The organism is Clostridium sp. 1001283B150210_160208_E6 (genome assembly GCF_015669365.1).
GTDB classification, from domain to species: domain Bacteria; phylum Bacillota; class Clostridia; order Clostridiales; family Clostridiaceae; genus Clostridium; species Clostridium paraputrificum.
This window is the reverse complement of sequence record NZ_JADPAA010000002.1, coordinates 173,722-197,907: the sequence shown is the minus strand read 5'-3', so window position 1 is coordinate 197,907 and position 24,186 is coordinate 173,722. Positions and strand designations below refer to the sequence as shown.

The following is a 24,186-nucleotide window of genomic DNA, read 5'->3' as shown; positions in this document are numbered from 1 at the left end:
AGGTTTGACATGAAGAAAATAGCAGTGGTTTTTAATGGTGGAACAATATCTATGAAAGTAGATGAAAGGATTAAGGCAGCAGTACCTTCATTAACTGGTGAAGAAATAATGACTATGGTAACAGGTATAGAAGATTATGCAGAAATAGAAAGTTATAACTTTTCTAGTCTACCATCTCCTCATATGACACCTAATCTTATGTTTGAATTATCAAGATTTGTTAATGAGTTATTAGAAAGAGATGATATAGACGGAGTTGTAATAACTCATGGAACAGATACATTAGAAGAAACAGCATATATGTTAGATTTAACTTTAGATAGTAGTAAGCCTGTGGTTATAACAGGAGCCATGAGAAGTAGCTCGGAGTTAGGGTATGATGGCCCATTTAATTTAGCTACATCAATATGTACGGCTGCATCAGAAAAGGCTATTGGAAGAGGAGTGTTAGTGTGTTTTAATGGAGAGCTAAATAGTGCAAGAGAAGTGACAAAAACAAACTCTATGGCTCTTAATGCTTTTAGAACACCTAATTTTGGTCCTATAGGTATAGTGGATAATGATAATGTAATATTTTATAGAAAGTGTAAAAAGGGACAGCATGTAAAAATAGATAATATTAAAGGGGATGTAGCGCTAATAAAGTGTGTATCTGGTTCGGATTATTCTTTCATTGATTTTGCTATAGAAAAAGGTTACATAGGAATAGTTATTGAAGCCTTAGGAAGGGGGAATATACCTCCTCAAATGGTTCCTGGAGTTGAAAGGGCTATAAAGAGAAATATTCCTGTTGTAATTGTGTCAAGGTGTTTTGAAGGGAGAGTCTTTGATTCCTATGGATATGAAGGCGGTGGAAAAGATTTAAGAAATAGAGGTGCTATATTTGGAGATACTATGCAAGGGCAAAAAGCTAGAATTAAGTTGATGGTAGCTTTAAGTTATACTAATGAATACAGTGCTATAAAAGAGTTTATGGAAGATGGATTGTATAATAATGAATTATAAATAATAAAATGAATCGAATATTCGTGAAAATATATATGAATTTCATACGTTTCTATTGACAGTTATTACTTGGACATTATATAATAATATTCGTAAAGCGAATAACTCATATAATGTGTCAATAAGGGTCACAGTTTCTACCAGATACCGTAAATATCTGACTATGAGTGGACTGAATGTATATTATTAAATTTTAAAAGGTCTTTATGAGTTGTTGCTTTTCTCTAGCTCATAAGGACCTTTTTATTATTTAGGAGGAGAAAAATGCAAGACGTTAAACAAAAAAGAAGATTATTAGAAATCTTCACAAACGAAAATGTTGATTTCAAAAGGGAAATCATGGCAGGTATTACTACATTCTTAACTATGGCTTATATCATAGCGGTAAATCCTAATATTTTAAGTGCTGCAGGAATGGATGCAGGAGCTTTAGTTACAGCTACTTGTTTAGCTGCGGGTTTATCTACAATTTTAATGGGTGTTTTCGCTAATTTACCATTTGCATTAGCATCTGGTATGGGATTAAATGCATATTTTGCATTTACAGTAGTAGGACAAAATAAAATTCCTTGGGAAATAGCTTTAACAGCAGTATTTGTAGAAGGTATCATTTTTATTCTTTTATCATTATTTAAAGTACGTGAAGCTGTTGTAAATGCAATTCCTAAAAACATGAAATATGCAGTTACTGCAGGTATTGGTTTATTTATAGCATTTATTGGATTACAAGGTTCTGGAATTGTTGTTAACAATGATAGTACATTAGTTGCACTTGGTAGATTTACATCACCTACATTTTTAATTGCTTTATTAGGACTATTAATTATTGCAGTACTTGATAAAAAAGGTGTTAAAGGATCAATTCTTATTGGTATATTAGTATCAACTTTAGTAGCTTGGGGATATGCAAAGTTTGATCCTGCCTATGCAGCATCACTTGGTATTTATCTTCCAGAAGGGATTTTTAAATTTGAAAGTATAGGACCTATAGCTGGTAAGATTGATTTTGGATATATGTTACATCCAACAACAATTGGTAGTTTCTTTGTTGTAGTTTGTACATTCTTATTTGTAGATTTCTTTGATACAGTTGGTACATTAGTTGGTGTTTGCTCAAGAGCTAATATGTTAGATGAGAATGGAAATGTTCCTAATGCGGGTAAAGCTTTATTAGTTGATGCTATTGGTACAACAGCTGGGGCTTGTTTAGGAGTATCTACAGTTACAACTTATGTTGAAAGTTCAACAGGTGTAGCTGCAGGTGGTAGAACAGGATGGACTGCAATAACAACAGGTGTTTTATTCTTATTAGCAATGTTCTTCTCTCCAATATTTATAGCAATTCCTTCATGTGCAACTGCACCAGCATTAATCTATGTTGGATATTTAATGTTAGGATCAGTTAAGAATATCGATTTCGATGATTTAACAGAAGGTGTTCCAGCGTTTATTACAATTGCTATGATGCCTCTTGCATATAGCATTGGTGATGGTTTAACATTTGGTGTAATTGCTTATGTAGCAATTAATTTAATATACAATGCATTCTTTGTTAAGGAAGATAAGAAGAAAGTATCTTGGGTAATGATAATACTTGCATTCTTATTCTTATTGAAATTAATATTTATCTAATTATTATAGTAATTAAGTGGTTATATCCTTTATGGGTATAACCACTTTTTGTTTTTTTGATTGAGCTATAATTAAATGGATAAAAGAAAATAATTGTGGTGAGAGTAGTTAAGAATAAAGAGTTTGCTCTAGAGATTTCTTAATAGGGATGCTCTAAATTAAATGCTTTAAATTTTATTGCATATAAATAAATATTTAAATATTGTTTTAAAGATTTAAAGAAATAAATATAACAATATATAAATATATAAGTATATAAATATATAAATATGTAGCTATAATGGGGCTTCATAGATTTTATTTAGAAAAAGAAAAGTTGATAAAATGTTTTTTACTCCTTAGTAAATTATAATTCAAATTAAATTGTAGTTAGCTTCAATGGTTTGATATTGATAAAGTTTGTTTGCTCCTTAAGAATGGAAAATAAAATATATGACTCTGCAAGATTTTTCTTAGACAAGCTTTAGAAATTTTAATGAGTAAGTTCTGTTTGTGAAATTAAAATTTAGAATACTATTTGTGGAGATGGCAAAAAAATAAAAGATAAACAGTAGTGTTGTTAGTTTTCTATTTGAAGTTGGAGATAATGTCATGAGGATTATAATATAAAAGTTATTAAAAATAAGTGGAGTGACCTGAAGGGTTGCTATAAAGTTTAGAGGAGAAAAGAAAAAGAATAAATGTAAACATTCTGTTAACAAAGCGTTGACTGGTAAAGAAAAATAAATTAATATGAGTCTATAATAAGGGAGAGGGAAGTGAATAATTATGGCTAAAAGTATGACTAGCTTTGGAAGAGCTCAAAGCGAAGAAGGGAAAGAACACTTATTTTCTATAGAAATGAAAAGTGTGAATAACAGATATCTTGATGTTAATATAAGAATGCCTAAATTTATGATTGCTTTAGAAGATGAAGTGAGAAAAATAATTAATAATTATCTAAATAGAGGTAAGGTAGATGTTTTTATAAACTTTAAAGGCTATAGTAAAAGCAATGCTCTTCCTAAAGTAAATATGGATCTTGCTAAGGGATATTATGAGTGTTTAAAGGAAATATCAGAAACTTTAGGAGTTGTTAATGATATAACAGCTACAAGAATATCAAGATTTCCAGATGTTTTAACTTTAGAAGCTGAAGAAGAAAATCTAGAAGAAATTTTAACGGAAATAAAACCTCTTGTTATATCGTCATTAGAAATGATGAATGATATGAGAGTAAGTGAGGGAGAAAAGTTAAAGGAAGATATTTTATGTAAGTTATCTGATATAGAAGCAAATGTTAAGGAAATTGAAGAAATAGCAGAAAATGTCCCTGTAAATTACAAACGTAAATTAGAAGATAGAATAAAGGAATTAACTAGTGGCATTAAATTAGATGAAGAAAGAATAGCTACAGAAGTTGCCATTTTTGCAGATAAAGCTGCTGTAGATGAAGAAATTACAAGACTTAATAGCCATATAAATCAAATGAGAAAAACACTAGAATTAAATGAACCAATAGGTAGAAAACTTGATTTTATAGTTCAAGAAATGAATAGGGAAACTAATACTATTGGATCAAAAGCTAATGATATGGGTATGACAAATATAGTCATTAACATAAAGAACTTATTAGAAAAAATAAGAGAACAAGTTCAAAATATTGAATAATAATTAGGAGGATTAGAACATGGGTATTAAATTAATTAATATTGGTTTTGGGAACATAGTTTCTGCAAATAGATTAGTGGCAATTGTTAGTCCTGAATCAGCACCAATAAAAAGAATTATTCAGGAAGCAAGAGATAGAGGAATGCTAATTGATGCAACATATGGAAGAAGAACAAGAGCAGTTATAATAACAGATTCAGATCATGTAATATTATCTGCTGTTCAACCAGAAACAGTAGCTCATAGATTATCTACAAAGGATGAAGTAGAAGACGAGGTTGAAGATTAATATGGCAAAAAACAAGGGAGTTTTAATAGTTATTTCTGGTCCTTCAGGTGCAGGAAAAGGTACAATATGTAAAGCACTTTTAGAAAAACATAAAGATATACACCTTTCTGTTTCTGCTACAACTAGAGAGCCAAGACAAGGTGAGGTTCATGGAGTTAACTACTACTTCTTAAATAAGGATGAGTTTTTAAAGAAAGTAGAAGAAGATGATTTTTTAGAGTGGGCTGAGGTATATGGTAATTGTTATGGTACACCTAAGTCAAATGTACAAGAACTTTTAGACACTGGAAAAGATGTAATTCTTGAAATAGATATACAAGGTGCATTAAAAGTAAAAGAAAATACTGAAGAAGGGGTATTTATATTTATACTTCCGCCTTCAATGGAAGAATTAAAACAAAGAATCATTAATAGAGGAAGTGAAACGCCAGAATCTTTAATGAGAAGATTTAATTCAGCTTATCAAGAAATTAACTATATTTCTAAATATAATTATGCAGTAGTTAATGATACTGTAGAAAATGCAGTAAATAAGATTGAAAATATACTAGCTGCAGAAAAATGTAGAGTTGATAGAATACAAGGAACAATTTTGAATTTAGAGGAGGGCATAAGTCATGAGTAATTCAATGATTAATCCATCAGTAGTAGATTTATTAAAAAAGGTAGAAGATAGATATTCACTAGTAATAGTGACATCAAAAAGAGCTAGACAGTTAATAGACGGTTCTAAACAATTAGTAGATGTAGATTCTAAAAAGGCTTTAACTATTGCAATAAATGAAGTAAATGATGGCGCAGTTGGATATGAGAGAGTAAAGGAATCAACTAAGTAATCATGGAAAATAAAAGGTGTGTTGTTTTAGGTGTAACTGGAGGCATTGCTGTATATAAGGCCTTGGATGTTATAAGTGCACTACGAAAAAAAGATGTAGATGTTAGAGTTATAATGACAAAGTCAGCTACCGAGTTTGTAACGCCTCTTACTTTTCAATCTATGAGCCAAAATATTGTTACAACAGATATGTTTGCAGAGCCTAAGGCTTGGGAAATACAACATATTAGTTTAGCTAAAAGGGCAGATGTGTTTTTAGTAGCACCAGCTACAGCAAATATTATAGGAAAAGTTGCAAATGGTATTGCAGATGATATGCTTTCAACTACTATAATGGCAACTAGGGCTAAAGTCGTATTTGCACCAGCTATGAACACTAATATGTATACGAACCCTATAGTTCAAGAAAATATAGCCAAACTTAAAAAGTTAGGGTATGAATTTATTGAACCAGCTAGTGGTAGGCTTGCATGCGGCGATGAGGGAAAAGGAAAGTTAGCACCTGCTTCAGATATAGTAGAAAAAGTTCTAAGTGAACTTTATGATAAGAAAGATTTAATAGGCAAAAAGGTTCTTGTAACAGCAGGACCAACTAGAGCCAATATAGATCCAGTTAGATTTATTTCAAATAGATCTACAGGTAAAATGGGATATGCAATAGCTGAAGAAGCAAGAGATAGAGGGGCAGAAGTAGTTCTTGTTTCAGGACCTACAAATGAAGCTGCACCATATGGAATAAATGTAATTAAAATTAACACTAATGAAGAAATGAGAAGTGAGGTTTTAAAGCATTTTGAAACTTCTGATATTGTTATTAAGTCAGCAGCAGTTGCTGATTATAAGGCTAAAGAGTACAGTGAAAACAAAATTAAAAAGGGAAATGGCGATCTTGAAATAATTCTTACTAGAGACAATGATATTTTAAAGGAATTAGGAGAGAAAAAGTCAGGACAAATTTTAGTTGGGTTTGCAGCTGAAAGTCAAAATGTTATTGAAAATGCTAAAGGTAAGCTTATTAAAAAGAATTTAGATTATATTGTAGCAAATGATATTACATCAAAAGATAGTGGATTTGCTTCAAATGACAATAGAGTAACTATCGTTACAAGAGAAGGACAAGAGCTTTCCCTAGAGAAAATGAGTAAAAGGGAAGTGGCTAGAAATTTATTTGACATTATAGGAGGAAAGCGCTAAAATGCGCTTTTTCTCATATTATACACCTAAAAGGAGTGAGGGTAATTGTTTGAATTATATGCTGAAGTTATAATAAATAGTGATGCAATAGAAATTGATAGACCCTTCACTTATAAAGTTAAGGAAGAATTACTTGATATAATAGAGGTAGGACATAGGGTAAAGGTTCCTTTTGGAGTTAAAAATAAACCTACTGAAGCATTTGTTCTAGGTTTAAAGTGCGAAGGGATAGAAAATGTTAAAAAAATAAAATATATTTCTTCAATACTTGATGATATTCCTATTTTAACAAGAGACGATTTAAGGTTAATTGATTTCTTACGAGAAAACTATCTTTGTAAATACATAGATGCAATAAGAACAATAATTCCTTCTGGATTATCAAAAGGAATTAAAAATAAGAAAAAAACAGTAATTGTTTTTAATAAAGAACTAGATGGAATGTTTAAAGATAAAGATAATTATGTGAAAATAGTTAATTTAATAAAAGAAAAGAATGGAGAATTAACTAAAAGTGAAATAATTAATGATTATTCTTTATCATCATATTCATTAAATAAATTAATAGAAAATGGTTATTTACTAACAGAAGACAGAGTTGTTTACAGATATAATACTAGAAGTTATATAGAAGAAAGTAAAAATGTTCTAAATGATGAACAAAAAAATGCTTTTAATAAGATACTTAATTCGGATAAAAAGGGATTTCTTTTAAAAGGGGTTACAGGTTCAGGAAAAACTGAGGTTTACATGAATTTAGTAGGTGAAACTTTAAAAGAAGGAAAATCAGCAATAGTTCTTGTTCCAGAAATATCATTAACACCTCAAATGATAGAAAGGTTTAAAGGTAGATTTGGTAAGAATGTTGCATTATTTCATAGTAAATTATCTCAAGGTGAAAGGTTTGATGAATGGTATAGAATAAAAAAAGGAGAAGCAAGACTTGTAGTAGGTGCAAGGAGTGCAATATTCTTACCTTTAGATAATCTAGGAATAATAATTATTGATGAAGAACATGAAAACACATATAAATCTGAACAAAATCCAAAATATTCAACTAAAGAAGTAGCAAAATTTCTTAGTGAAATAAAAGGGTGTAAATATATTTTAGGATCAGCGACTCCATCTATTGAAACGTACTATGAGGCCTTAAATGGAAAGCTGGAATTAGTAGAAATAAAAAATAGAGTAAGTAATAGACCACTTCCACAAATGGAAATAGTGGATATGAGAGAAGAATTAAAATCTAGAAATTTGTCACTATTAAGTAGAAGCTTATATAATGAGATGAAAGAAACTTTGGAAAGGAAAGAACAAATAATTTTATTTTTAAATAGAAGAGGTTTTTCAAGTTTTGTTTCATGTAGAAGTTGTGGTTATGTTTTTAAATGTCCAGAGTGTGATTTATCAATGACTTATCATAAAAATGGATATTTAATATGCCATTATTGCGGTAGAGCACAGAGGGAACAAAAGGTGTGTCCAGAGTGTGGAAGTAAGTATGTTAAGTTTTTTGGGGCAGGAACTCAAAGAGTGGAAGAAGAGGTGAAAAAGTATTTTCCGAAAGCTAGGGTAATGAGGATGGATGTCGATACAACAAGAAGTAAGGATTCTCATGAAAATATATATAATGCTTTTAAAAGTGGAGAAGGAGATATTCTTATTGGTACACAAATGGTATCAAAAGGGCTAGATTTTAAGAATGTAACATTAGTAGGGGTATTAGCTGCTGATATATCATTAAATATTCCTGATTATAGGTCTTCAGAGCGTACTTATCAAATAATAACGCAAGTGGCTGGCCGTGCTGGTAGAGGAGAAAAGAAGGGTAAAGTAGTCATACAAACTTATACTCCAAATAGCTTAAGCCTTCAATATGCCATAGAAAACAATTATAATGATCTTTATAATGAAGAGATAAAGGTTAGAAAAATAATGAATTATCCACCTTTTAGTACTATCTTTTTAATAAATTCTATTAGTAAAGATGAAGGGAAATTAAAAGAATTTATGAATAAGGTAGGAGAAAGTTTGAGAAAACTACTAGATAGTAGGGAAGATATTCAAATATTAGGACCTGTACCATGTATAATAACCAAGCTGAAGGATAACTATAGATGGCAAATAATTATTAAAGGGAACTTAGATAATAATTTAAAGTTAAAAATAAAAGATATACTTTATGAATTGAATAAGAGTGTATATAATGAAATAAGAATTAGTATGGATATTAATCCAAATAATATGACTTAGGAGGATGGAAAATGGCAATTAGAAATATAAGAACTAAAGGCGATGAAGTTTTAAGAAAGAAGTGTAGAAATGTTGATGTTATAAATGAGCGTACTTTAACATTAATAGAAGATATGATAGATACTATGTATGATGCAGATGGAGTAGGTCTTGCTGCACCACAAGTTGGAATTTTAAAGAGAATTTTTGTCATAGATGTATATGATGATTATGGTCCAAGAGTATTCATAAATCCTGAAATACTAGAGGTAGGGGGATCTCAAATAGGAGAAGAAGGATGCCTAAGTGTACCAGGAGTTTCTGAAGATGTTGAAAGACCTAACTATGTTAAAGTAAAGGCTTTAAATGAAAAAGGTGAAGAATTTATTTTAGAGGCAGAGGAATTATTAGCAAGAGCAATATGCCATGAAAATGACCACTTAAATGGAGTGTTATTTGTAGATCACTTAAAGTAGAAAACTGGAGGGTAACTTATGAAGATAGTTTTTATGGGAACACCTGATTTTGCTGTTCCTTCATTAAAAAAGCTAATTGAAAAATATGATGTTTGTGCAGTATTTACACAGCCAGATAGACCAAAGGGAAGAGGTAAAAAAGTAGCCTTTTCACCAGTTAAGGAAGTTGCGTTAGAAAATAATATAGAGGTGTATCAACCCTTAAAGCTTAAGGATGATAGAGATATGATAGAAAAGTTAAAATCTATTAATCCTGACTTTATAATAGTTGTTGCTTTTGGTCAAATATTAACAAAAGAAGTGTTAGATATACCTAAGCATGGATGCATTAATCTACATGGATCTTTATTACCAATGTATAGAGGTGCGGCACCTATAAACTGGGCAATAATTAAAGGTGAAAAGAAGTCTGGAAATACAACTATGCTTATGGATGTTGGTTTAGATACCGGAGATATGTTATTAAAGGATGAAGTAGAGATACCAGAGAATATGACTGCTGGTGAACTATATGATATACTTAAGGATAGAGGAGCAGACCTTTTAGTTAATACTATTGAAGGGATTAAGGACCATACTATAATTCCAGAAAAGCAAAGCGATGAAACATTCTATGCAAAAATGCTTAATAAAGAGATAGCAGAGATAAATTGGAATGATAGTGCTAAAGATATTCATAATATTATAAGAGGGTTAAATCCGTGGCCGGTAGCTTTTACAAACTTTAAGGGTGAAAGAATGAAAATTTATGAAAGTAATCCACTTAATGAAGAAAGTAAAGAAGAACCAGGTACAATTATTAGTGCAACAAAGGAAGGTATGAAGGTTTCATGTGGAAGTAATGTTCTGCTAATAAAAAAAATTCAACTTCCAAATGGAAAGCCTTTAACCATAGAACAGTATATAAATGGGCATAAGATTGAGAAAAAAGAAAAATTAGGATAGAGGAGTGGTTAAAGATGCCTTATGGATATTACATTGACCCTACATTCTTAATATTAATACCAGCAGTTATTTTAAGTTTTATAGCTCAAATGATGGTGAATTCAGCATTTAATAAGTATAAAAGAGTTAGAAGCTTAAATGGATATACTGGTGAACAAGTAGCAAGAATGATGCTAAATGAAGCAGGACTTCAAGGAATTTCAATCGAAAGATGTGAAAGAAGCTTAGGAGATCATTATGATCCTAGAGCTGGTGTAATAAGACTATCACCAGAGGTATATAATGGGTCAACTATTGCAGCAGCAGGAATTGCAGCACACGAAGTAGGTCATGCAATACAATACCAGCAAGAATATAGTCCACTTATTATAAGAAATGCAATAGTACCAGCAGTGAATTTTAGTAGTTCTTTTTCATGGGTATTATTTTTTGCAGGTATATTCTTTTCATTTAAGCCATTAGTAACAATAGGGATATTCTTATTCTCAGCAACGGTAATTTTTCAACTAATTACTTTGCCAGTAGAATTTAATGCATCTAGTAGGGCCCTTGGAATTTTAAATAGTAGAGGAATATTATATGGTGATGAAGTTGATGGTGCGAAAAAGGTATTAAGAGCAGCAGCATTGACTTATGTGGCAGCAGCATTAATGGCAGTGTTACAATTAGTGCGTTTAATTTTAATAAGTAGAAGAGATGATTAAAGAGGTAGCGATATGAACTGTAGAAAAGTAGCAATAAATATACTAGAAAGAATAATAAATGAAGGAGCATATTCAAATATAATTTTATCTAATGAGTTAAATAATTCTGATTTATCAGATAAGGATAAAGCATTAGTTACAGAAATAGTATATGGAACTTTAAGAAGATTAAAGACTATAGATACTATAATAGCTTCTTTTGTAAAAGATATATCTATAATGGATAAAAAAATATTAAATATTTTAAGAGTAGCAGTATACCAAATGAACTATCTTGATAAGGTACCTTCATATGCTGCATGTAATGAAGCAGTAGAAGAAGCAAAAGAAATATCAGATAAAGATTCAAAGTTAGTAAATGGTATTTTAAGAAACTTTGTTAAAAAAGAAGGTAAATTTGATATTGTATTTAGAAATAAAATTGATGAAATAGCCTTTGATTTATCATTTGAACCATGGATGGTTAGAATGTTTATAAAACAATATGGTGAACATGAAGCACTTGAAATACTAGAAGGATTAAATAATACTCCAAAGATGACTGTTAGAGTAAATAGCATTAAAGGAGATTATGAAGAGGTATATGAAGAACTTGAGGAAGCTGGATATAATATAGAGGAAGGTTGCATTTGTCCTGAAGCTATATCTATAAAAGGTGGAAAGGGAATTGAAAATAATCAGGCTTTTGTAGATGGAAAAATAACAGTACAAGATGAAAGTGCAATGCTTATCTCACCTTTACTTGACTTAGAAGAAGGTATGAAGGTACTAGATTTATGTTGTGCACCAGGAGGTAAGACTACTCATATAGGTGAATTATTAAATAATACAGGTGAAGTGTTAGGCTTTGATTTGCACGAAAATAAGTTAGAATTAGTTAAAGAAAACTATGAAAGACTTGGAATAACAAACATAAAGTTAGCACAAATGGATGCTACTAAGCTTGATGCTAAATTAGTATCTTATGCTGATAGAGTATTACTAGATGTGCCTTGTTCAGGTATAGGAATAATAAGAAAAAAACCTGAAATAAAGTGGACTAAAAAGAGAAAAGACTTAAAGGAAATAGTAGAAGTTCAAAGAGAAATTCTTGAAAATGCTTGGGAATATTTAAAGACAGGTGGAGTTATGGTATATTCAACTTGTACTTTAAATAAAGAAGAAAATGAAGAAAATATTAAGTGGTTCTTAAGTAAGCACAAAGATGCAACTATAGAAAAGGTGTTTATAGGTAAGGGCGCAAATCTTTGTTACGACCAAATGGGAACTTTAACAATATTACCAAATGAATATATGGATGGGTTCTTTGTAGCTAAGATTAAGAAAAACTAGGAGAAACTATGGAGAATATATTAGATTATACACAAGAAGAGTTATCAACTTGGATGAAAGAAAATGGAGAAAGTGCCTTTAGAGCAAAACAAGTGATTTCTTGGATATATAAAGAAATATGGAATTTTGAAGAAATGAAAAATATTCCAAAGAACTTAAAAGATAAATTAAGCAATAACTTTTATTTTGGAATTCCAAAGGTTGAGGAAGAATATATTTCAAAATTAGATGGTACTAAAAAGTTATTATTAGCTTTTAATGATGGTAATTTAATAGAAACAGTAATAATGAAGTATAAACATGGGAATTCAATATGTGTTTCTACACAAGTAGGGTGCAGAATGGGATGTAAATTCTGTGCCTCCACCCTAGAGGGAAGAATAAGAAATCTTACTGCAGGTGAAATAATTTCGCAAATATTAGTCGCTCAGAAGATTACTGGGGAAAGAATTTCTAATATTGTTTTAATGGGAAGTGGAGAGCCACTAGATAATTTTGATAATGTAATGAAATTCTTAGAAATAGTAAATGCAGATTATGGATTAAACATAGGTCAAAGGCATATAACTCTTTCTACATGTGGAATTGTGCCTAAAATGTATGAATTAGCAGATAAGGGGCTAAGCATAACACTAGCAATTTCGCTTCATGCTTTCAACGATGAAAAAAGAAAAGAAATTATGCCAATAGCTAATAAATATTCAATAAAAGAAATATTAGATGCATGTAATTACTACATAGAAAAAACTAAGAGAAGAATAACATTTGAATACTCTTTAGTAAAAGACGTTAATGATGGAAGTGAAGATGCAAAGGCTTTAGGAAAATTACTAAAAGGAATGTTATGTCATGTAAACTTAATCCCTGTAAATGAAGTTAAAGAAAATAGTTTTAAAAGGTCTTCAGAAAAGACAATTCAAAACTTTGAAAATATATTAAAAAATACTGGTGTAGAAGTAACTGTTAGAAGAGAAATGGGAAGCGATATTAATGCGGCCTGTGGACAATTAAGAAGAAGTTACATAAAAGAGAATGATATTAAGCTAGTATAACTAAAAAGGGGGGAGATTGTATGGTAGGTATGGTGAGCGATATAGGTATGGTCCGAAACTTAAATGAAGATTATGCCAAGTACTTAGAATGCAATGATTTTAAAATTTATGTTGTTGCAGATGGAATGGGTGGACATAATGCTGGTGAAGTCGCTAGTAAGATGGCAGCAGAAGGAATCGTAAACTATGTTGGAGAGAATTTCAGTGAAAATACTAAAGATGTTGTGTTAAAAAATGCAATAGAAAAAGTTAATAAAGATATCTATTTACATTCATTAAAAAATGATTGTTTAAGTGGAATGGGGACAACAATAACTGCTTGTTTAATTACTAAGGATTGGATAAAAATAGCTAATGTAGGTGATAGCTCTTGTTTTGGCATTACTAATAATGAAATTATAAAAATAACAAAGGATCACTCTTTGGTGCAAGAGCTAGTTGATTCTGGATCGATTTCTGAAAATGAGGCTGCTAATCATCCCAAAAAGAATATTATAACTAGGGCAATTGGTACGAGTGATAAGGTAGATGTTGACATATTTGATATAATTGAAAACAAATATAATAAATATGTATTGTGTTCAGATGGATTAACCAATGAACTTACTAAAGAAGATATCATCGAAGTAATTAATGAAGAAAAAGATTTATCATTAGCCTGTGAAAGACTTGTTAATATAGCAAAGTATAAAGGTGGAAGAGATAACATAACAGTTTTGTTGTTTGGAGGAGAGATGTAAGATGATAGGAGAAGTTTTAGGTAATAGGTACGAGATAGAAGAAAAAATAGGCGAAGGTGGCATGTCTATTGTTTATAAAGCTAGATGCAACAAGCTTAATAGATATGTAGCTGTAAAAGTACTGAAGAAAGAGATGTCAGATAACGAAGATATAGTAAATAAATTTAAAAGAGAAGCAACTGCTATAGCAGCACTTTCAGATAACAATATAGTAAATATTTTAGATGTTGGAAGCCAAGATGATGTTAACTATATAGTTATGGAGTATGTTAAGGGCAAAACTTTAAAAGAGTTGATAAAACAGTTTGGTAAATTAAATTATGAAACTGCAATTACTATAGCTATTCAAATTGCAAAAGCATTAGAATGTGCTCATAAAAATAATATTATTCATAGGGATGTTAAGCCTCAAAATATTTTGGTTACAGAAGAAGGTTTAATAAAGGTTACTGATTTTGGTATAGCTAAATCAACAAGTTCTGCTACTCTTACAAATACAACAACTATAATGGGATCTGCACATTATTTTTCTCCAGAACAAGCTAAAGGAACTTTAGTTGATAATAGAACGGATCTATACTCTCTAGGAGTTGTATTGTATGAAATGGTTACTGGGAAGGTCCCTTTTGAAGCTGATTCTCCAGTAACAATAGCTTTAAAACATATACAAGAAGAGGTAGTGCCACCAAAACAAATTAATTCGAAAATACCTGAAAGTCTTAATAAATTAATTATAAAGGCTATGGAAAAAGATCCGGGTATGAGATATCAAAATGCTAGAGATATTATTAATGATCTTCAAAAGATTAAGGAAGATCCTAATGCTGTAATTAATAATGTTGTTGAAAATGAAGAAAATGAACACACAATAATCATGGGTAGTGTAAATGCACCAGATAATACTAAGTCTGTTAATAAAGCTTTAGAAGATGAGTATTATGAAGATGATGAAGATGATGAGTATTATGATGATGACTACTATGATGAAGATGATGACGATGAAGAGTATGATGGTAAGAAGAAAAAGAAAAAATCTTATAAAAACTTAATAATAGGTGTAGCTGTAGTTGTAGGATTACTTTTATTAGGTGTAGGAGCATTTGCTATATCTGGAGGATTCTCAGCTGCTAAAACTGTTAAGGTTCCAGATTTAAAAGGAATGACTCTTGAAGAAGCTAAAAAAGCAATTGAAGATGCAGGATTAGAGTATGTAGATGCAGGAACTGAAAAGAGTGATGAAGAAGAAGGCACTGTAATTAAATTTGATCCTGAAGCAGGAAAAGAAGTTGAAAAAGGATCTGAGATAAGAGTTATAACTAGTGCAGGCGTTACTAAGATAAAAATGCCAAATTTAGTTGAAGAAACTGAAACAGATGCAAAAGCTACTTTAGATAAACTAAATTTGAAAAACTATGATGTTAAGTACGAGTTTTCAGATGATATAGAAAAAGGTAAAGTAATAAGTACAAATCCTGAAAAAGATGAAGAAATAACTGAAGATACTGCTATAACTATAGTGGTTAGTAAAGGAAAAGAAACTAAATATGCAACAATGCCACAAGTTAAAGGATTAAAGCTTGATAAAGCAATAAGAAAACTAGCTGAAGTAAACTTGGATAACGAAGATCCTAAGTATATTGTTACTCACAACAAGGAAGAAGATGGTGTTGTATTAGAAGCATCTCATCAAGTTGGTGTAAGGGTAGAAGAAGGAACAAAGATTACTCTAACAGTTGGAAGATATGAGGAACCAAAAGAAGAAGAGGTATATGTAAATAACATTTTACAAGGTGTTAAATTAACAGATATGACTGGAGCAGATGCTAAGAGCGCATTAATGAATGCAGGATATAAGAATGTAGAAATTCAAGGAGACCCTAATGAGAAAGTAACATCATGGGATCCTACTTCAAAAGTTAAGAAGAGTGACAAGATAATTCTTAAAACAAGTACAGAACCGAAAGAATAGGTGAAAAAGAATGTATCATAATAAAATGATACATTCTTTTTATATTTTAATTGCAATTATAGATTAAATCTGGTTATTATATATAATAGAAATACAATCATGGAGGAAATATGGAAGGAAAAATAATTAAAGGTATAGGTGGCTTTTATTATATAAAAACATCTGAAGGAATAATAGAGTGTAAAGCAAGAGGAAAATTCCGTCATAAGGATATGAAACCTATGGTTGGAGATGATGTTACAATAAAAATTGAGAATGGCAAAGGTGTAATAGAAGATATTCATGAAAGAAAATCAGAACTTATTAGACCTACAGTTGCAAATGTAACATTAGCTTTTGTTGTATTTGCTATAAAAAATCCAGATTTAAATTTTGACTTATTAAATAGATTTTTAGTACTATGCGAAAGTAATAATATTGAAGCAATAGTATGTTTAAATAAAATAGATTTAGTAACAGATGAAGAAAGAGAAGAAGTAAAGAAGAAAATTAATGATATTGGATATGAAGTGCTTTATATAAATGCAAAAAAAGGTGAAGGTATAGAGTTACTTAAAGAAAGAATGAAGGACAATATAACTGTTTTGTGTGGTCCATCGGGTGCGGGAAAATCTACATTAATAAATACCTTAAGTGATAGAGAGCACATGGAAACAGGTATTGTTAGTGAAAAAATAGGTAGAGGTAGACATACTACAAGACATAGTGAAATTATAGATGTGTCAGGTGGATATATTGTAGATACACCAGGATTCTCTACATTAGATGTAACTTTTATTGATAAAGATGATTTAAAATATTGTTTCCCTGAGTTTGAAGAGCTTAATAATGAATGTAAGTTTAGGGGATGTTTACATCATAAAGAACCAGGATGTGCAATAAAGGAAGCTGTTGAAGAAGGTAAAATTAATAAACATAGATATGAATTTTATATAAGAACATTAGAAGAAATACTTGAGGGGAGGAAATATAGATGGTAAAAATATCACCGTCAATATTATCAGCAGATTTTGCAAAACTAGGAGAGGATGTTAAGAGGGTATCTGAAGCAGGTGCTGACTGGATACATATAGATGTAATGGATGGAGCATTTGTTCCTAATATAACAATAGGTGCTCCTGTTGTTAAAGCTCTAAGAGATAAGAGTGATAAGGTTTTTGATGTTCATTTAATGGTTGAAAACCCAACTAGATTTATAGATGACTTTGTAGAAGCAGGTTCAGATTTAATTACAATTCACTATGAATCAGAGGTACATATAGATAGAGCAATACAATATGTGAAATCTAAAGGAGTAAAAGTAGGACTAGCATTAAATCCAGGTACACCTGTATGCCTTATAAAGGATTTAATACCTCAATTAGATATGGTTCTAATTATGTCTGTAAATCCAGGCTTTGGAGGTCAAAAGTTTATTGATTATTCTCTTGAAAAGATAAGAGAAGTAAATGAATTTAAGAAAAAATATAACAATGATTTAATGATACAAGTTGATGGTGGTGTGGGAGCTAATAACATAAAAGAAATTGTTGAAGCTGGAGCTACTGTTGTTGTTGCAGGATCAGCAGTATTTAAGGACAATAAGATTGAAGAAAACATTAAATTATTAAAGGAAAGTGTTTAATGAGAGCAATTATTGTAAGTGGTGGAACACCTCCATCAGAAAAGTTACTAAAGAGCTATATCCAAAAAGGTGATTTTATAATTGGAGTAGATAAAGGATGCAATGCATTAGTTGAATATGATATTCATATAGACTTAGCCTTAGGTGACTTTGATTCTATAAATAAGGATGTATATGAGGTATTAAATAGTAAAAATACTCATATATTAACTTATAATTCAGAAAAAGATTATTCTGACACTCATTTGGGGTATATTACAGCTATTGAAAATGGGGCAGATAAAATCCTTTTGTTTGGAGCAACAGGCACAAGAGTTGATCATATGCTTGGCAACTTAGGACTTTTTAGGAATTCGATAATTGATAATGTTCATTTAGAAATTATTGATGATAATAATAGAATGTTTGTTGTAAACAAAGAAGCAACTTTTAAAGGAAGTTATGGAGAAACAATTAGCTTTCATGCTTTAAGTGATGAGGTTAAAAAACTTAATATAATAGGTGGAAAGTATAAATTAAAGGACTATGATATGAAATTGTTGGAGCCTAGAGCTATATGTAATGAGTTCTTGGATGAAGATATAAGAATTACATTTGAAAGTGGATTAATTTTAGTAAATTTTCCTAAAGATTAAAAAAGTAATCACCAAATTGACTTTTTGTTCATACAATAGAGTAAAGAGAAAATTTGGTGGTTTTTTAATAATTTAAATGGGAGGATTTTATGAAGATAGTAGCTATAAAATTACCAAGATTCATTTCGAGTTTTATAAGGTTCTTTAGAAGAAAAAAATAATACATAACTTTAAAATGAATAAAAAATAGAAAAAGCCGGAAGTTATAAACTTCCGGCTTTTTAAAGCATAAAAAAATGCATTGCTTAAGCATTGCATTTTTCTATTTGAACTTATATTGCTCTTTGAACCTTACCAGATCTAAGGCATCTTGTACATACGTGAACTGTCTTTGGTGTTCCGTTAACTAAAGCCTTTACTCTCTTTATGTTAGGAGCCCAAGTTCTCTTTGATTGACGATGTGAATGGCTGTACTGTACTCCAGAAACAACACCTTTATTACATACTTCGCATCTTCTTGCCACTTGAAAACACCTCCTTATATAGTGAAGATAAAGTTCTCTTCAATAGGACAAATACGATTTTACCACATGTAGTATAATATTTGCAAGTAAAATATAAAATAAATTGAGGTGAGATAGCTATTGTGGTAGATAATTCTTGAATAAAATATATTTCTAAGATAAAATAGAAGTTAAGGATAGTATGAGGAGGAATTGTAATGGTTGGATTTTCTAAAGAAAATGGATATATACATTACTCTGATGAGGTTTTAGCAAAAATAGTTGGTTTATCAACTATGGAATGCTATGGTGTTGTTGGAATGGTATCTAAGAACGCTACTGAAGGTTTTTGGGAACTAATGAGAGTTGAAAATTTAAGCAAGGGAGTAAAGTTAACTCTTACAGAAGATGAGAAGTTAAATATAGAATTATTTGTTATGGTGGAATACGGAACTAAGATTTCCGTTATTGCAAACAATATAGTACAAAAGGTACGTTACAATGTAGAAAACTTTACAGGATTAAAGGTTTCTTCTATAACAGTTAATGTTCAAGCGGTAAGAGTCTAGGAGGTAATCTGATGGAATATAAATCAATAAATGGCCGTGATTTTTATAACATGGTCGTGAATGCTAGTAATAGATTGGCTGAGGAAAGCGATTTTGTAAATTCTTTAAATGTTTTCCCTGTTCCAGATGGAGATACAGGAACTAATATGTCTATGACATTCAAGGCAGCAGTTAAAGAAATTGAAAATATAAACTCAACTTCAATTGGAGAAGTTTCTAAAAAGCTAGCTAAAGGTGCTTTAATGGGAGCAAGAGGTAACTCTGGAGTTATCCTTTCTCAAATATTAAGAGGTATATCAAAGGGATTAGAAGGATTAGAAGAGGCAGATGCTGCTCAAATTGCTGTGGCGTTAAAAGAAGGATCAAATTCAGCATATAAGGCTGTAATGAGACCAACAGAAGGTACTATCCTATCAGTAATAAGAGCAACAGCAGAAGCAGCTATTGAAATTGAAGCGACAGATGTTGCAGATTTAATGGATGAAGCTACAAAAGCTGCAAAAATTATGCTTGATAAGACACCAGATTTATTACCAGCTTTAAAGAAAGCTAAGGTAGTTGACTCAGGAGGAATGGGATTATACATAATCCTTTCAGGTATGACAGCTGCATTAAAAGAAGGAATTCAAGCTGAAGTTAAGGATATAAAGGTAAGCGAAGGTGGAGCAGTTGGTGCAAAATCTACTGCAGAAGCTGACATTAAATTTGGATATTGTACAGAATTTATAATTTTAGGTGATGCAAGCAATGCAAAAGCATTCCAAGATGAAATTGAACCACTAGGGGACTCAATGATAGTTGTTGGTTATGATGATGTAATTAAGGTTCATATCCATACAAATGATCCTGGAGATGTATTAGCAAAGGCAGTAAAATTAGGAGAATTATCTAAGATTAAGATAGATAATATGAGAGAAGAACACAGAGAACTTCTTATGAGTGAAGAAGAATATGCTAATGCTGAAGTAGAAGCACATGAAGAAGTAGCTGCAGAAGCTAAAAAATATGCATTTGTTACTGTAGCTATGGGAGAAGGTATATCAAATATCTTTAAGGATTTAGGAGTTGACTACGTAATTGAAGGTGGTCAGACTATGAATCCATCAACTCAAGATATACTAGAATGTGTAAACAAACTAAATGCTGAACATATTTTTATATTACCAAACAATAAGAATATTGTTATGGCAGCAAACCAAGCTTCAGAAATATCAGAGAAGGATGTTAGAGTAATTCCAACAACTTCAATACCACAAGGTATTACTTGTGTAACTATGTTTAACCAAGAAGCAGAAGTTGATGAAAATGAAGAAGAATTAAAGGAATTAATGAAGTCTGTTAAAACTGGTTCAGTAACTTACGCTGTAAGAGATACTGAATTAGAAGGAAGCAACCAAAAGGTAGAAGCAGGTAACAAACTTGGATTAATCGAAGGTAAGATTAAGGAAGTTGGAGCAGATACTTATGAAGTAGCTGAAAAAGTTATCGAAAACATGGTTGATGAAGATAGTGAACTTATAACTGTTTTCTATGGTGAAGATATAAATGAAGATGAAGTAAATGATTTTATTTCTAAACTAGAAGAAAAGTATGATGAGTGTGATGTTCAATGTTATAAGGGAGATCAACCACTTTATTATTTCTTTATATCAGTAGAATAAATTTCTTTCAAAAAGCACCTTGGGTGCTTTTTGTTATATAAGGAGTAAAAAGAATGGATATATATAGTTCAGTATCTACGTTAAAAGGAGTAGGACCTAAGGTATTAGAAAAACTTAATAAAGTATCTATATTTAATATTCTTGATTTATTGTTATATTTTCCAAGAGATTATGAATTTGTTAATGGAAACATACCTTTTGAAGAGATTGATGGTGAGGAAAAGCAAATACTAAGTTGCAAAGTAGTTGCCTTTAAAAGAGATGTTAGAACTAGAACAGGAAAAACTATAACAACAATAGAATTCGATTATAATGGGCATAAGGTAGAGGGTAAGTGGTTTAATCAACCCTACATAAAGAATAATTATAGAATTGGTGTTACATATAATTTGATAGGTAAGTTTAAAAGGGTTGGAAAGACTTTAGAGATAGTTAATCCATTAGTAGGGTGCGAAGATGCTCTAAAGAGTGAAATAATACCTAAATATCCACTAAAGGGAGATTTAACAGATAAACTTATAACAAAGCTTATTAGTTTAGTTCTGGACTCAATAAAGATAACAGAAAACTTACCAATAGAAATGTGTGAAAAGTATGGAATGATTTCCTTAGATAAAGCTATAAGAGAAATTCATTTTCCTAAAGATAAGGAAATGTTAGATAAGGCAATAACAAGACTAAAGTTCCAAGAGTTATTTACTTATTCAATGAAGTTACTTTTATTAAAAAGAAAAATCAAACAAAATAATAAAGGTATTAGCATTCCTTGGAACAATGAAAGAATGGGAGAACTTAGGGAAGCACTTCCGTACCAATTGACTGGAGCACAAGCGAGGGTTGTAAGAGAAATATTAAGAGATCAAAAAAGTACTTATCCTATGAATAGATTAGTTCAAGGAGACGTAGGAAGTGGTAAGACTGTAGTAGCATTAATAGCAATATATAATGCATATACAAATGGATATAAATCAGCTTTTATGGTTCCTACTGAAATTTTAGCAAATCAGCATTATGAAGAAGCTAAAAAGTTATTATCACAATTTGGGGTGGAAATTGAGCTACTTACGGGTAGTACTTCTGCAAAGGAAAAGAAAAGAATAAAGGAGAGAATTGCAGATAGTGCTCCTTTAGTTGTAATAGGAACCCACGCATTAATACAGGAAGATGTTAATTTTAATAAGCTTGGCCTTGTTATAACTGATGAACAACATAGATTTGGAGTAGAACAAAGAAGCAAGCTTATAAATAAGGGAGCAAGGGCAGATGTATTAGTAATGACTGCCACACCTATTCCAAGAACTCTAGCACTATATCTATACTCGGATTTAGATGTTTCTGCAATAGATGAACTTCCTCCAGGAAGAAAGAAAATTGATACAAGATTTTTTAATGAATCATCAAGAAATAGTGCATATGAATTAGCTCTTGGAGAAATTAAAAAGGGAAGGCAAGTTTATATTGTTTGCCCATTAATAGAAGAGGATGAAAAGGAAAAGTTAAACTCTGTAGAAAGTATATATAAGAAACTTAAGGAAGGAATATTTAATGATATTCAGGTTGAAATTCTACATGGTAAAATGAAACCTTCTGAAAAAGATGAGATAATAACTAGATTTAAAGAAAATAAAACTAAGGTTTTAATTTCAACTACAGTTATAGAAGTAGGGGTAAATGTGCCTAATGCGTCAGTTATGATTATTGAAAATGCAGAAAGATTTGGATTAGCTCAGCTTCATCAACTAAGAGGAAGAGTGGGAAGAGGACAATATGAATCTTATTGTGTTTTAATAGCTAATGCAAAGAGCAATGTAACTAAGAAAAGAATGAGTATAATGACAGAGTCTACAGATGGATTCTTCATTTCAGAGCAAGATATGAAGCTTAGAGGTACTGGTGAAGTATTTGGTATGAGACAAAGTGGAGATGAAGGACTAGTATTAGCAGATATATATGAAGATATTAATATTTTAAAATGTGCAAGGGGAGAAGCTAATAAAATGCTAGAGTCTGAGGATTTGAATAATAAACGATTAGTATATGAAGTTAAGCAAGGGTTAGAAAAAAGTAGCAAATATATATGTTTTAACTAATAAATTGTATATATTTATCTAATATGATAAAATGTTAGTGATAAAACTTCGAGGAGGAGAAAAGAAGTGAGAATTATAGCAGGAAAAGCAAAAGGACGTAAGTTAATTCCTCCAGCAACCTTAGAAACAAGACCAACTTTAGATAGAGTTAAAGAGGCAATGTTTAGCATGATTCAAGGATACATTCCTAATGCTGTAGTTGTAGATGTTTTTGCAGGGACTGGTAGCTTAGGTTTAGAAGCTGCAAGCAGGGGGGCTAAGGAAGTATACCTGGTAGATAAGAGTTCCACAACGTTTCCTTTGTTAAAGGAAAATGTTAAAAATCTAAAATTTGAGGAATTTTGTAATCCTATGAATATGGATTCTTATGATGCGTTAAGATTATTAGCGAAGAAGGGTAAGAAATTTGATTTAATATTTATAGATCCTCCATATTGTAGGGAAATGATTCCAGAAGCTATTAAATTAATAGAAGAAAATGATATGTTAGTAGAGGATGGAATAATAGTTACAAAGATAGATTCTGTAGAAGAGATATACGAAGGTTATAAAGATATAAAGCTTAATAGAAGTAAGAAATATGGAAACACTACAGTATGTTTCTATAAATATTAGGGGGAAGAAAATGAAGATAGCTGTTTATCCAGGAAGCTTTGACCCAATAACAAATGGACATTTAGATATTATAACAAGAGGATCAAAGACCTTTGATAAGCTTATTGTTGGGGTACTGGTTAATGTAGATAAAAAGGGATTATTTAATATAGATGAGAGAGTTGAGTTAATAAAAAGAGTAACAAAAGATTTACCTAATGTTGAAGTGGTAAGTTTTCATGGCTTATTGATAGATTTTATGAAAAAGTATGATGCAAATGTAATTTTAAAGGGGTTAAGGGCTTTTTCAGATTTTGAATATGAGTTTCAAATGGCATTAATGAACAATAAGTTAGATCCAGAAGTGGAAACTTTATTTATGATGACTTCTGCTCAATATTCATATTTAAGTTCGTCTGCTGTTAAACAAGTTGCTAAATTTGGTGGATGTGTAGAAGGATTAGTTCCTAGTGATATAATTCCAGATATTATAAAAAAAATAAAGGAATAGGTTG

At 30.7% G+C, this 24,186-nt stretch carries 24 protein-coding genes and 1 riboswitch; of the genes, 23 read left to right on the top strand and 1 reads right to left on the bottom strand.

What is annotated here, in order from left to right; genetic code table 11:
- Window positions 1–9 precede the first annotated feature (9 nt).
- The 18 genes from I4V16_RS03670 to I4V16_RS03585 all read left to right on the top strand — a co-directional run bounded on the left by I4V16_RS03670 (window position 10) and on the right by I4V16_RS03585 (window position 18,314).
- Window positions 10–1,005, top strand: a complete 996-nt coding sequence (locus I4V16_RS03670; RefSeq protein WP_049176842.1) for an asparaginase — start codon at window positions 10–12, stop codon at window positions 1,003–1,005.
- An 86-nt stretch (window positions 1,006–1,091) separates the two neighbouring features.
- Window positions 1,092–1,189: riboswitch (purine riboswitch) on the top strand.
- A gap of 80 nt (window positions 1,190–1,269) precedes the next feature.
- Window positions 1,270–2,637, top strand: coding sequence for an NCS2 family permease (locus I4V16_RS03665; protein WP_049176843.1), 1,368 nt, complete (start codon window positions 1,270–1,272; stop codon window positions 2,635–2,637).
- Window positions 2,638–3,405: 768 nt separating this feature from the next.
- Complete coding sequence (locus I4V16_RS03660) at window positions 3,406–4,287, top strand: YicC/YloC family endoribonuclease (RefSeq protein ID WP_049176845.1); 882 nt, start codon at window positions 3,406–3,408, stop codon at window positions 4,285–4,287.
- 19 nt (window positions 4,288–4,306) lie between these two features.
- Window positions 4,307–4,576: a DUF370 domain-containing protein gene (locus I4V16_RS03655; RefSeq protein WP_027097482.1), complete on the top strand. Its 270-nt coding sequence runs from the start codon at window positions 4,307–4,309 to the stop codon at window positions 4,574–4,576.
- Window position 4,577: 1 nt separating this feature from the next.
- A complete protein-coding gene (gmk, locus tag I4V16_RS03650) occupies window positions 4,578–5,201 on the top strand; it encodes a guanylate kinase (protein ID WP_195966522.1) in 624 nt (207 codons plus the stop codon).
- Entirely contained in the window at window positions 5,194–5,412 is a 219-nt protein-coding gene (rpoZ, locus tag I4V16_RS03645; RefSeq protein ID WP_027097484.1) for a DNA-directed RNA polymerase subunit omega, read from the top strand. The genes gmk and rpoZ overlap by 8 nt, the downstream gene beginning before the upstream one ends.
- Window positions 5,413–5,414: 2 nt before the next feature.
- Window positions 5,415–6,605 carry a bifunctional phosphopantothenoylcysteine decarboxylase/phosphopantothenate--cysteine ligase CoaBC gene (gene coaBC, locus I4V16_RS03640; protein WP_195617830.1) on the top strand — a complete coding sequence of 397 codons (1,191 nt, stop codon included), beginning with the start codon at window positions 5,415–5,417 and terminating at the stop codon, window positions 6,603–6,605.
- 45 nt (window positions 6,606–6,650) lie between these two features.
- Entirely contained in the window at window positions 6,651–8,858 is a 2,208-nt protein-coding gene (priA, locus tag I4V16_RS03635; RefSeq protein WP_195572627.1) for a primosomal protein N', read from the top strand.
- An 11-nt stretch (window positions 8,859–8,869) separates the two neighbouring features.
- The gene (gene def, locus I4V16_RS03630; protein ID WP_195572625.1) at window positions 8,870–9,313 is read left to right on the top strand and encodes a peptide deformylase; all 444 of its coding nucleotides are present in this window, start codon (window positions 8,870–8,872) and stop codon (window positions 9,311–9,313) included.
- 18 nt (window positions 9,314–9,331) lie between these two features.
- Window positions 9,332–10,258: a methionyl-tRNA formyltransferase gene (fmt, locus tag I4V16_RS03625; protein WP_195617835.1), complete on the top strand. Its 927-nt coding sequence runs from the start codon at window positions 9,332–9,334 to the stop codon at window positions 10,256–10,258.
- A gap of 14 nt (window positions 10,259–10,272) precedes the next feature.
- Window positions 10,273–10,962, top strand: coding sequence for a zinc metallopeptidase (locus I4V16_RS03620; RefSeq protein ID WP_195617837.1), 690 nt, complete (start codon window positions 10,273–10,275; stop codon window positions 10,960–10,962).
- 12 nt (window positions 10,963–10,974) lie between these two features.
- Window positions 10,975–12,294, top strand: a complete 1,320-nt coding sequence (rsmB, locus tag I4V16_RS03615; protein ID WP_195572619.1) for a 16S rRNA (cytosine(967)-C(5))-methyltransferase RsmB — start codon at window positions 10,975–10,977, stop codon at window positions 12,292–12,294.
- 8 nt (window positions 12,295–12,302) lie between these two features.
- Complete coding sequence (gene rlmN, locus I4V16_RS03610) at window positions 12,303–13,346, top strand: 23S rRNA (adenine(2503)-C(2))-methyltransferase RlmN (RefSeq protein WP_195572617.1); 1,044 nt, start codon at window positions 12,303–12,305, stop codon at window positions 13,344–13,346.
- Between the two features lie 20 nt (window positions 13,347–13,366).
- Window positions 13,367–14,086: a Stp1/IreP family PP2C-type Ser/Thr phosphatase gene (locus tag I4V16_RS03605; RefSeq protein WP_195572615.1), complete on the top strand. Its 720-nt coding sequence runs from the start codon at window positions 13,367–13,369 to the stop codon at window positions 14,084–14,086.
- Window position 14,087: 1 nt separating this feature from the next.
- Window positions 14,088–16,055, top strand: coding sequence for a Stk1 family PASTA domain-containing Ser/Thr kinase (gene pknB, locus I4V16_RS03600; RefSeq protein ID WP_195572613.1), 1,968 nt, complete (start codon window positions 14,088–14,090; stop codon window positions 16,053–16,055).
- 110 nt (window positions 16,056–16,165) lie between these two features.
- On the top strand, window positions 16,166–17,035 hold the full coding sequence (gene rsgA / locus I4V16_RS03595) for a ribosome small subunit-dependent GTPase A (protein WP_049176860.1): 870 nt from the start codon (window positions 16,166–16,168) through the stop codon (window positions 17,033–17,035).
- Entirely contained in the window at window positions 17,029–17,679 is a 651-nt protein-coding gene (gene rpe, locus I4V16_RS03590; protein ID WP_049176863.1) for a ribulose-phosphate 3-epimerase, read from the top strand. The genes rsgA and rpe overlap by 7 nt, the downstream gene beginning before the upstream one ends.
- Complete coding sequence (locus I4V16_RS03585; RefSeq protein ID WP_049176865.1) at window positions 17,679–18,314, top strand: thiamine diphosphokinase; 636 nt, start codon at window positions 17,679–17,681, stop codon at window positions 18,312–18,314. Before rpe ends, I4V16_RS03585 begins: the two co-directional genes overlap by 1 nt.
- 272 nt (window positions 18,315–18,586) lie before the next feature.
- Here I4V16_RS03585 and rpmB read toward each other — a convergent pair whose 3' ends face one another.
- Window positions 18,587–18,778 carry a 50S ribosomal protein L28 gene (rpmB, locus tag I4V16_RS03580; RefSeq protein WP_027097497.1) on the bottom strand — a complete coding sequence of 64 codons (192 nt, stop codon included), beginning with the start codon at window positions 18,776–18,778 and terminating at the stop codon, window positions 18,587–18,589.
- A 197-nt stretch (window positions 18,779–18,975) separates the two neighbouring features.
- Between rpmB and I4V16_RS03575 the strand changes: the two genes are divergently transcribed.
- The 5 genes from I4V16_RS03575 to coaD all read left to right on the top strand — a co-directional run bounded on the left by I4V16_RS03575 (window position 18,976) and on the right by coaD (window position 24,182).
- Entirely contained in the window at window positions 18,976–19,326 is a 351-nt protein-coding gene (locus I4V16_RS03575; RefSeq protein ID WP_027097498.1) for an Asp23/Gls24 family envelope stress response protein, read from the top strand.
- Between the two features lie 11 nt (window positions 19,327–19,337).
- A complete protein-coding gene (locus I4V16_RS03570; RefSeq protein ID WP_099329164.1) occupies window positions 19,338–20,987 on the top strand; it encodes a DAK2 domain-containing protein in 1,650 nt (549 codons plus the stop codon).
- 53 nt (window positions 20,988–21,040) lie between these two features.
- Window positions 21,041–23,077, top strand: coding sequence for an ATP-dependent DNA helicase RecG (recG, locus tag I4V16_RS03565; RefSeq protein WP_049176869.1), 2,037 nt, complete (start codon window positions 21,041–21,043; stop codon window positions 23,075–23,077).
- 66 nt (window positions 23,078–23,143) lie between these two features.
- Window positions 23,144–23,692 carry a 16S rRNA (guanine(966)-N(2))-methyltransferase RsmD gene (rsmD, locus tag I4V16_RS03560; RefSeq protein ID WP_049176871.1) on the top strand — a complete coding sequence of 183 codons (549 nt, stop codon included), beginning with the start codon at window positions 23,144–23,146 and terminating at the stop codon, window positions 23,690–23,692.
- Window positions 23,693–23,702: 10 nt separating this feature from the next.
- On the top strand, window positions 23,703–24,182 hold the full coding sequence (gene coaD, locus I4V16_RS03555) for a pantetheine-phosphate adenylyltransferase (RefSeq protein ID WP_027097502.1): 480 nt from the start codon (window positions 23,703–23,705) through the stop codon (window positions 24,180–24,182).
- Window positions 24,183–24,186: the final 4 nt, after the last annotated feature.

Excerpts from the sequence above, each read along its gene's own strand:
- I4V16_RS03670 (WP_049176842.1), top strand. The coding sequence starts at position 10 with ATGAAGAAAATAGCAGTGGTTTTTAATGGTGGAACAATATCTATGAAA.
- I4V16_RS03665 (WP_049176843.1), top strand. The coding sequence starts at position 1,270 with ATGCAAGACGTTAAACAAAAAAGAAGATTATTAGAAATCTTCACAAAC.
- I4V16_RS03660 (WP_049176845.1), top strand. The coding sequence starts at position 3,406 with ATGGCTAAAAGTATGACTAGCTTTGGAAGAGCTCAAAGCGAAGAAGGG.
- I4V16_RS03655 (WP_027097482.1), top strand. The coding sequence starts at position 4,307 with ATGGGTATTAAATTAATTAATATTGGTTTTGGGAACATAGTTTCTGCA.
- gmk (WP_195966522.1), top strand. The coding sequence starts at position 4,578 with ATGGCAAAAAACAAGGGAGTTTTAATAGTTATTTCTGGTCCTTCAGGT.
- rpoZ (WP_027097484.1), top strand. The coding sequence starts at position 5,194 with ATGAGTAATTCAATGATTAATCCATCAGTAGTAGATTTATTAAAAAAG.
- coaBC (WP_195617830.1), top strand. The coding sequence starts at position 5,415 with ATGGAAAATAAAAGGTGTGTTGTTTTAGGTGTAACTGGAGGCATTGCT.
- def (WP_195572625.1), top strand. The coding sequence starts at position 8,870 with ATGGCAATTAGAAATATAAGAACTAAAGGCGATGAAGTTTTAAGAAAG.
- fmt (WP_195617835.1), top strand. The coding sequence starts at position 9,332 with ATGAAGATAGTTTTTATGGGAACACCTGATTTTGCTGTTCCTTCATTA.
- I4V16_RS03620 (WP_195617837.1), top strand. The coding sequence starts at position 10,273 with ATGCCTTATGGATATTACATTGACCCTACATTCTTAATATTAATACCA.
- rsmB (WP_195572619.1), top strand. The coding sequence starts at position 10,975 with ATGAACTGTAGAAAAGTAGCAATAAATATACTAGAAAGAATAATAAAT.
- rlmN (WP_195572617.1), top strand. The coding sequence starts at position 12,303 with ATGGAGAATATATTAGATTATACACAAGAAGAGTTATCAACTTGGATG.
- I4V16_RS03605 (WP_195572615.1), top strand. The coding sequence starts at position 13,367 with ATGGTAGGTATGGTGAGCGATATAGGTATGGTCCGAAACTTAAATGAA.
- pknB (WP_195572613.1), top strand. The coding sequence starts at position 14,088 with ATGATAGGAGAAGTTTTAGGTAATAGGTACGAGATAGAAGAAAAAATA.
- rsgA (WP_049176860.1), top strand. The coding sequence starts at position 16,166 with ATGGAAGGAAAAATAATTAAAGGTATAGGTGGCTTTTATTATATAAAA.
- rpe (WP_049176863.1), top strand. The coding sequence starts at position 17,029 with ATGGTAAAAATATCACCGTCAATATTATCAGCAGATTTTGCAAAACTA.
- I4V16_RS03585 (WP_049176865.1), top strand. The coding sequence starts at position 17,679 with ATGAGAGCAATTATTGTAAGTGGTGGAACACCTCCATCAGAAAAGTTA.
- I4V16_RS03575 (WP_027097498.1), top strand. The coding sequence starts at position 18,976 with ATGGTTGGATTTTCTAAAGAAAATGGATATATACATTACTCTGATGAG.
- I4V16_RS03570 (WP_099329164.1), top strand. The coding sequence starts at position 19,338 with ATGGAATATAAATCAATAAATGGCCGTGATTTTTATAACATGGTCGTG.
- recG (WP_049176869.1), top strand. The coding sequence starts at position 21,041 with ATGGATATATATAGTTCAGTATCTACGTTAAAAGGAGTAGGACCTAAG.
- coaD (WP_027097502.1), top strand. The coding sequence starts at position 23,703 with ATGAAGATAGCTGTTTATCCAGGAAGCTTTGACCCAATAACAAATGGA.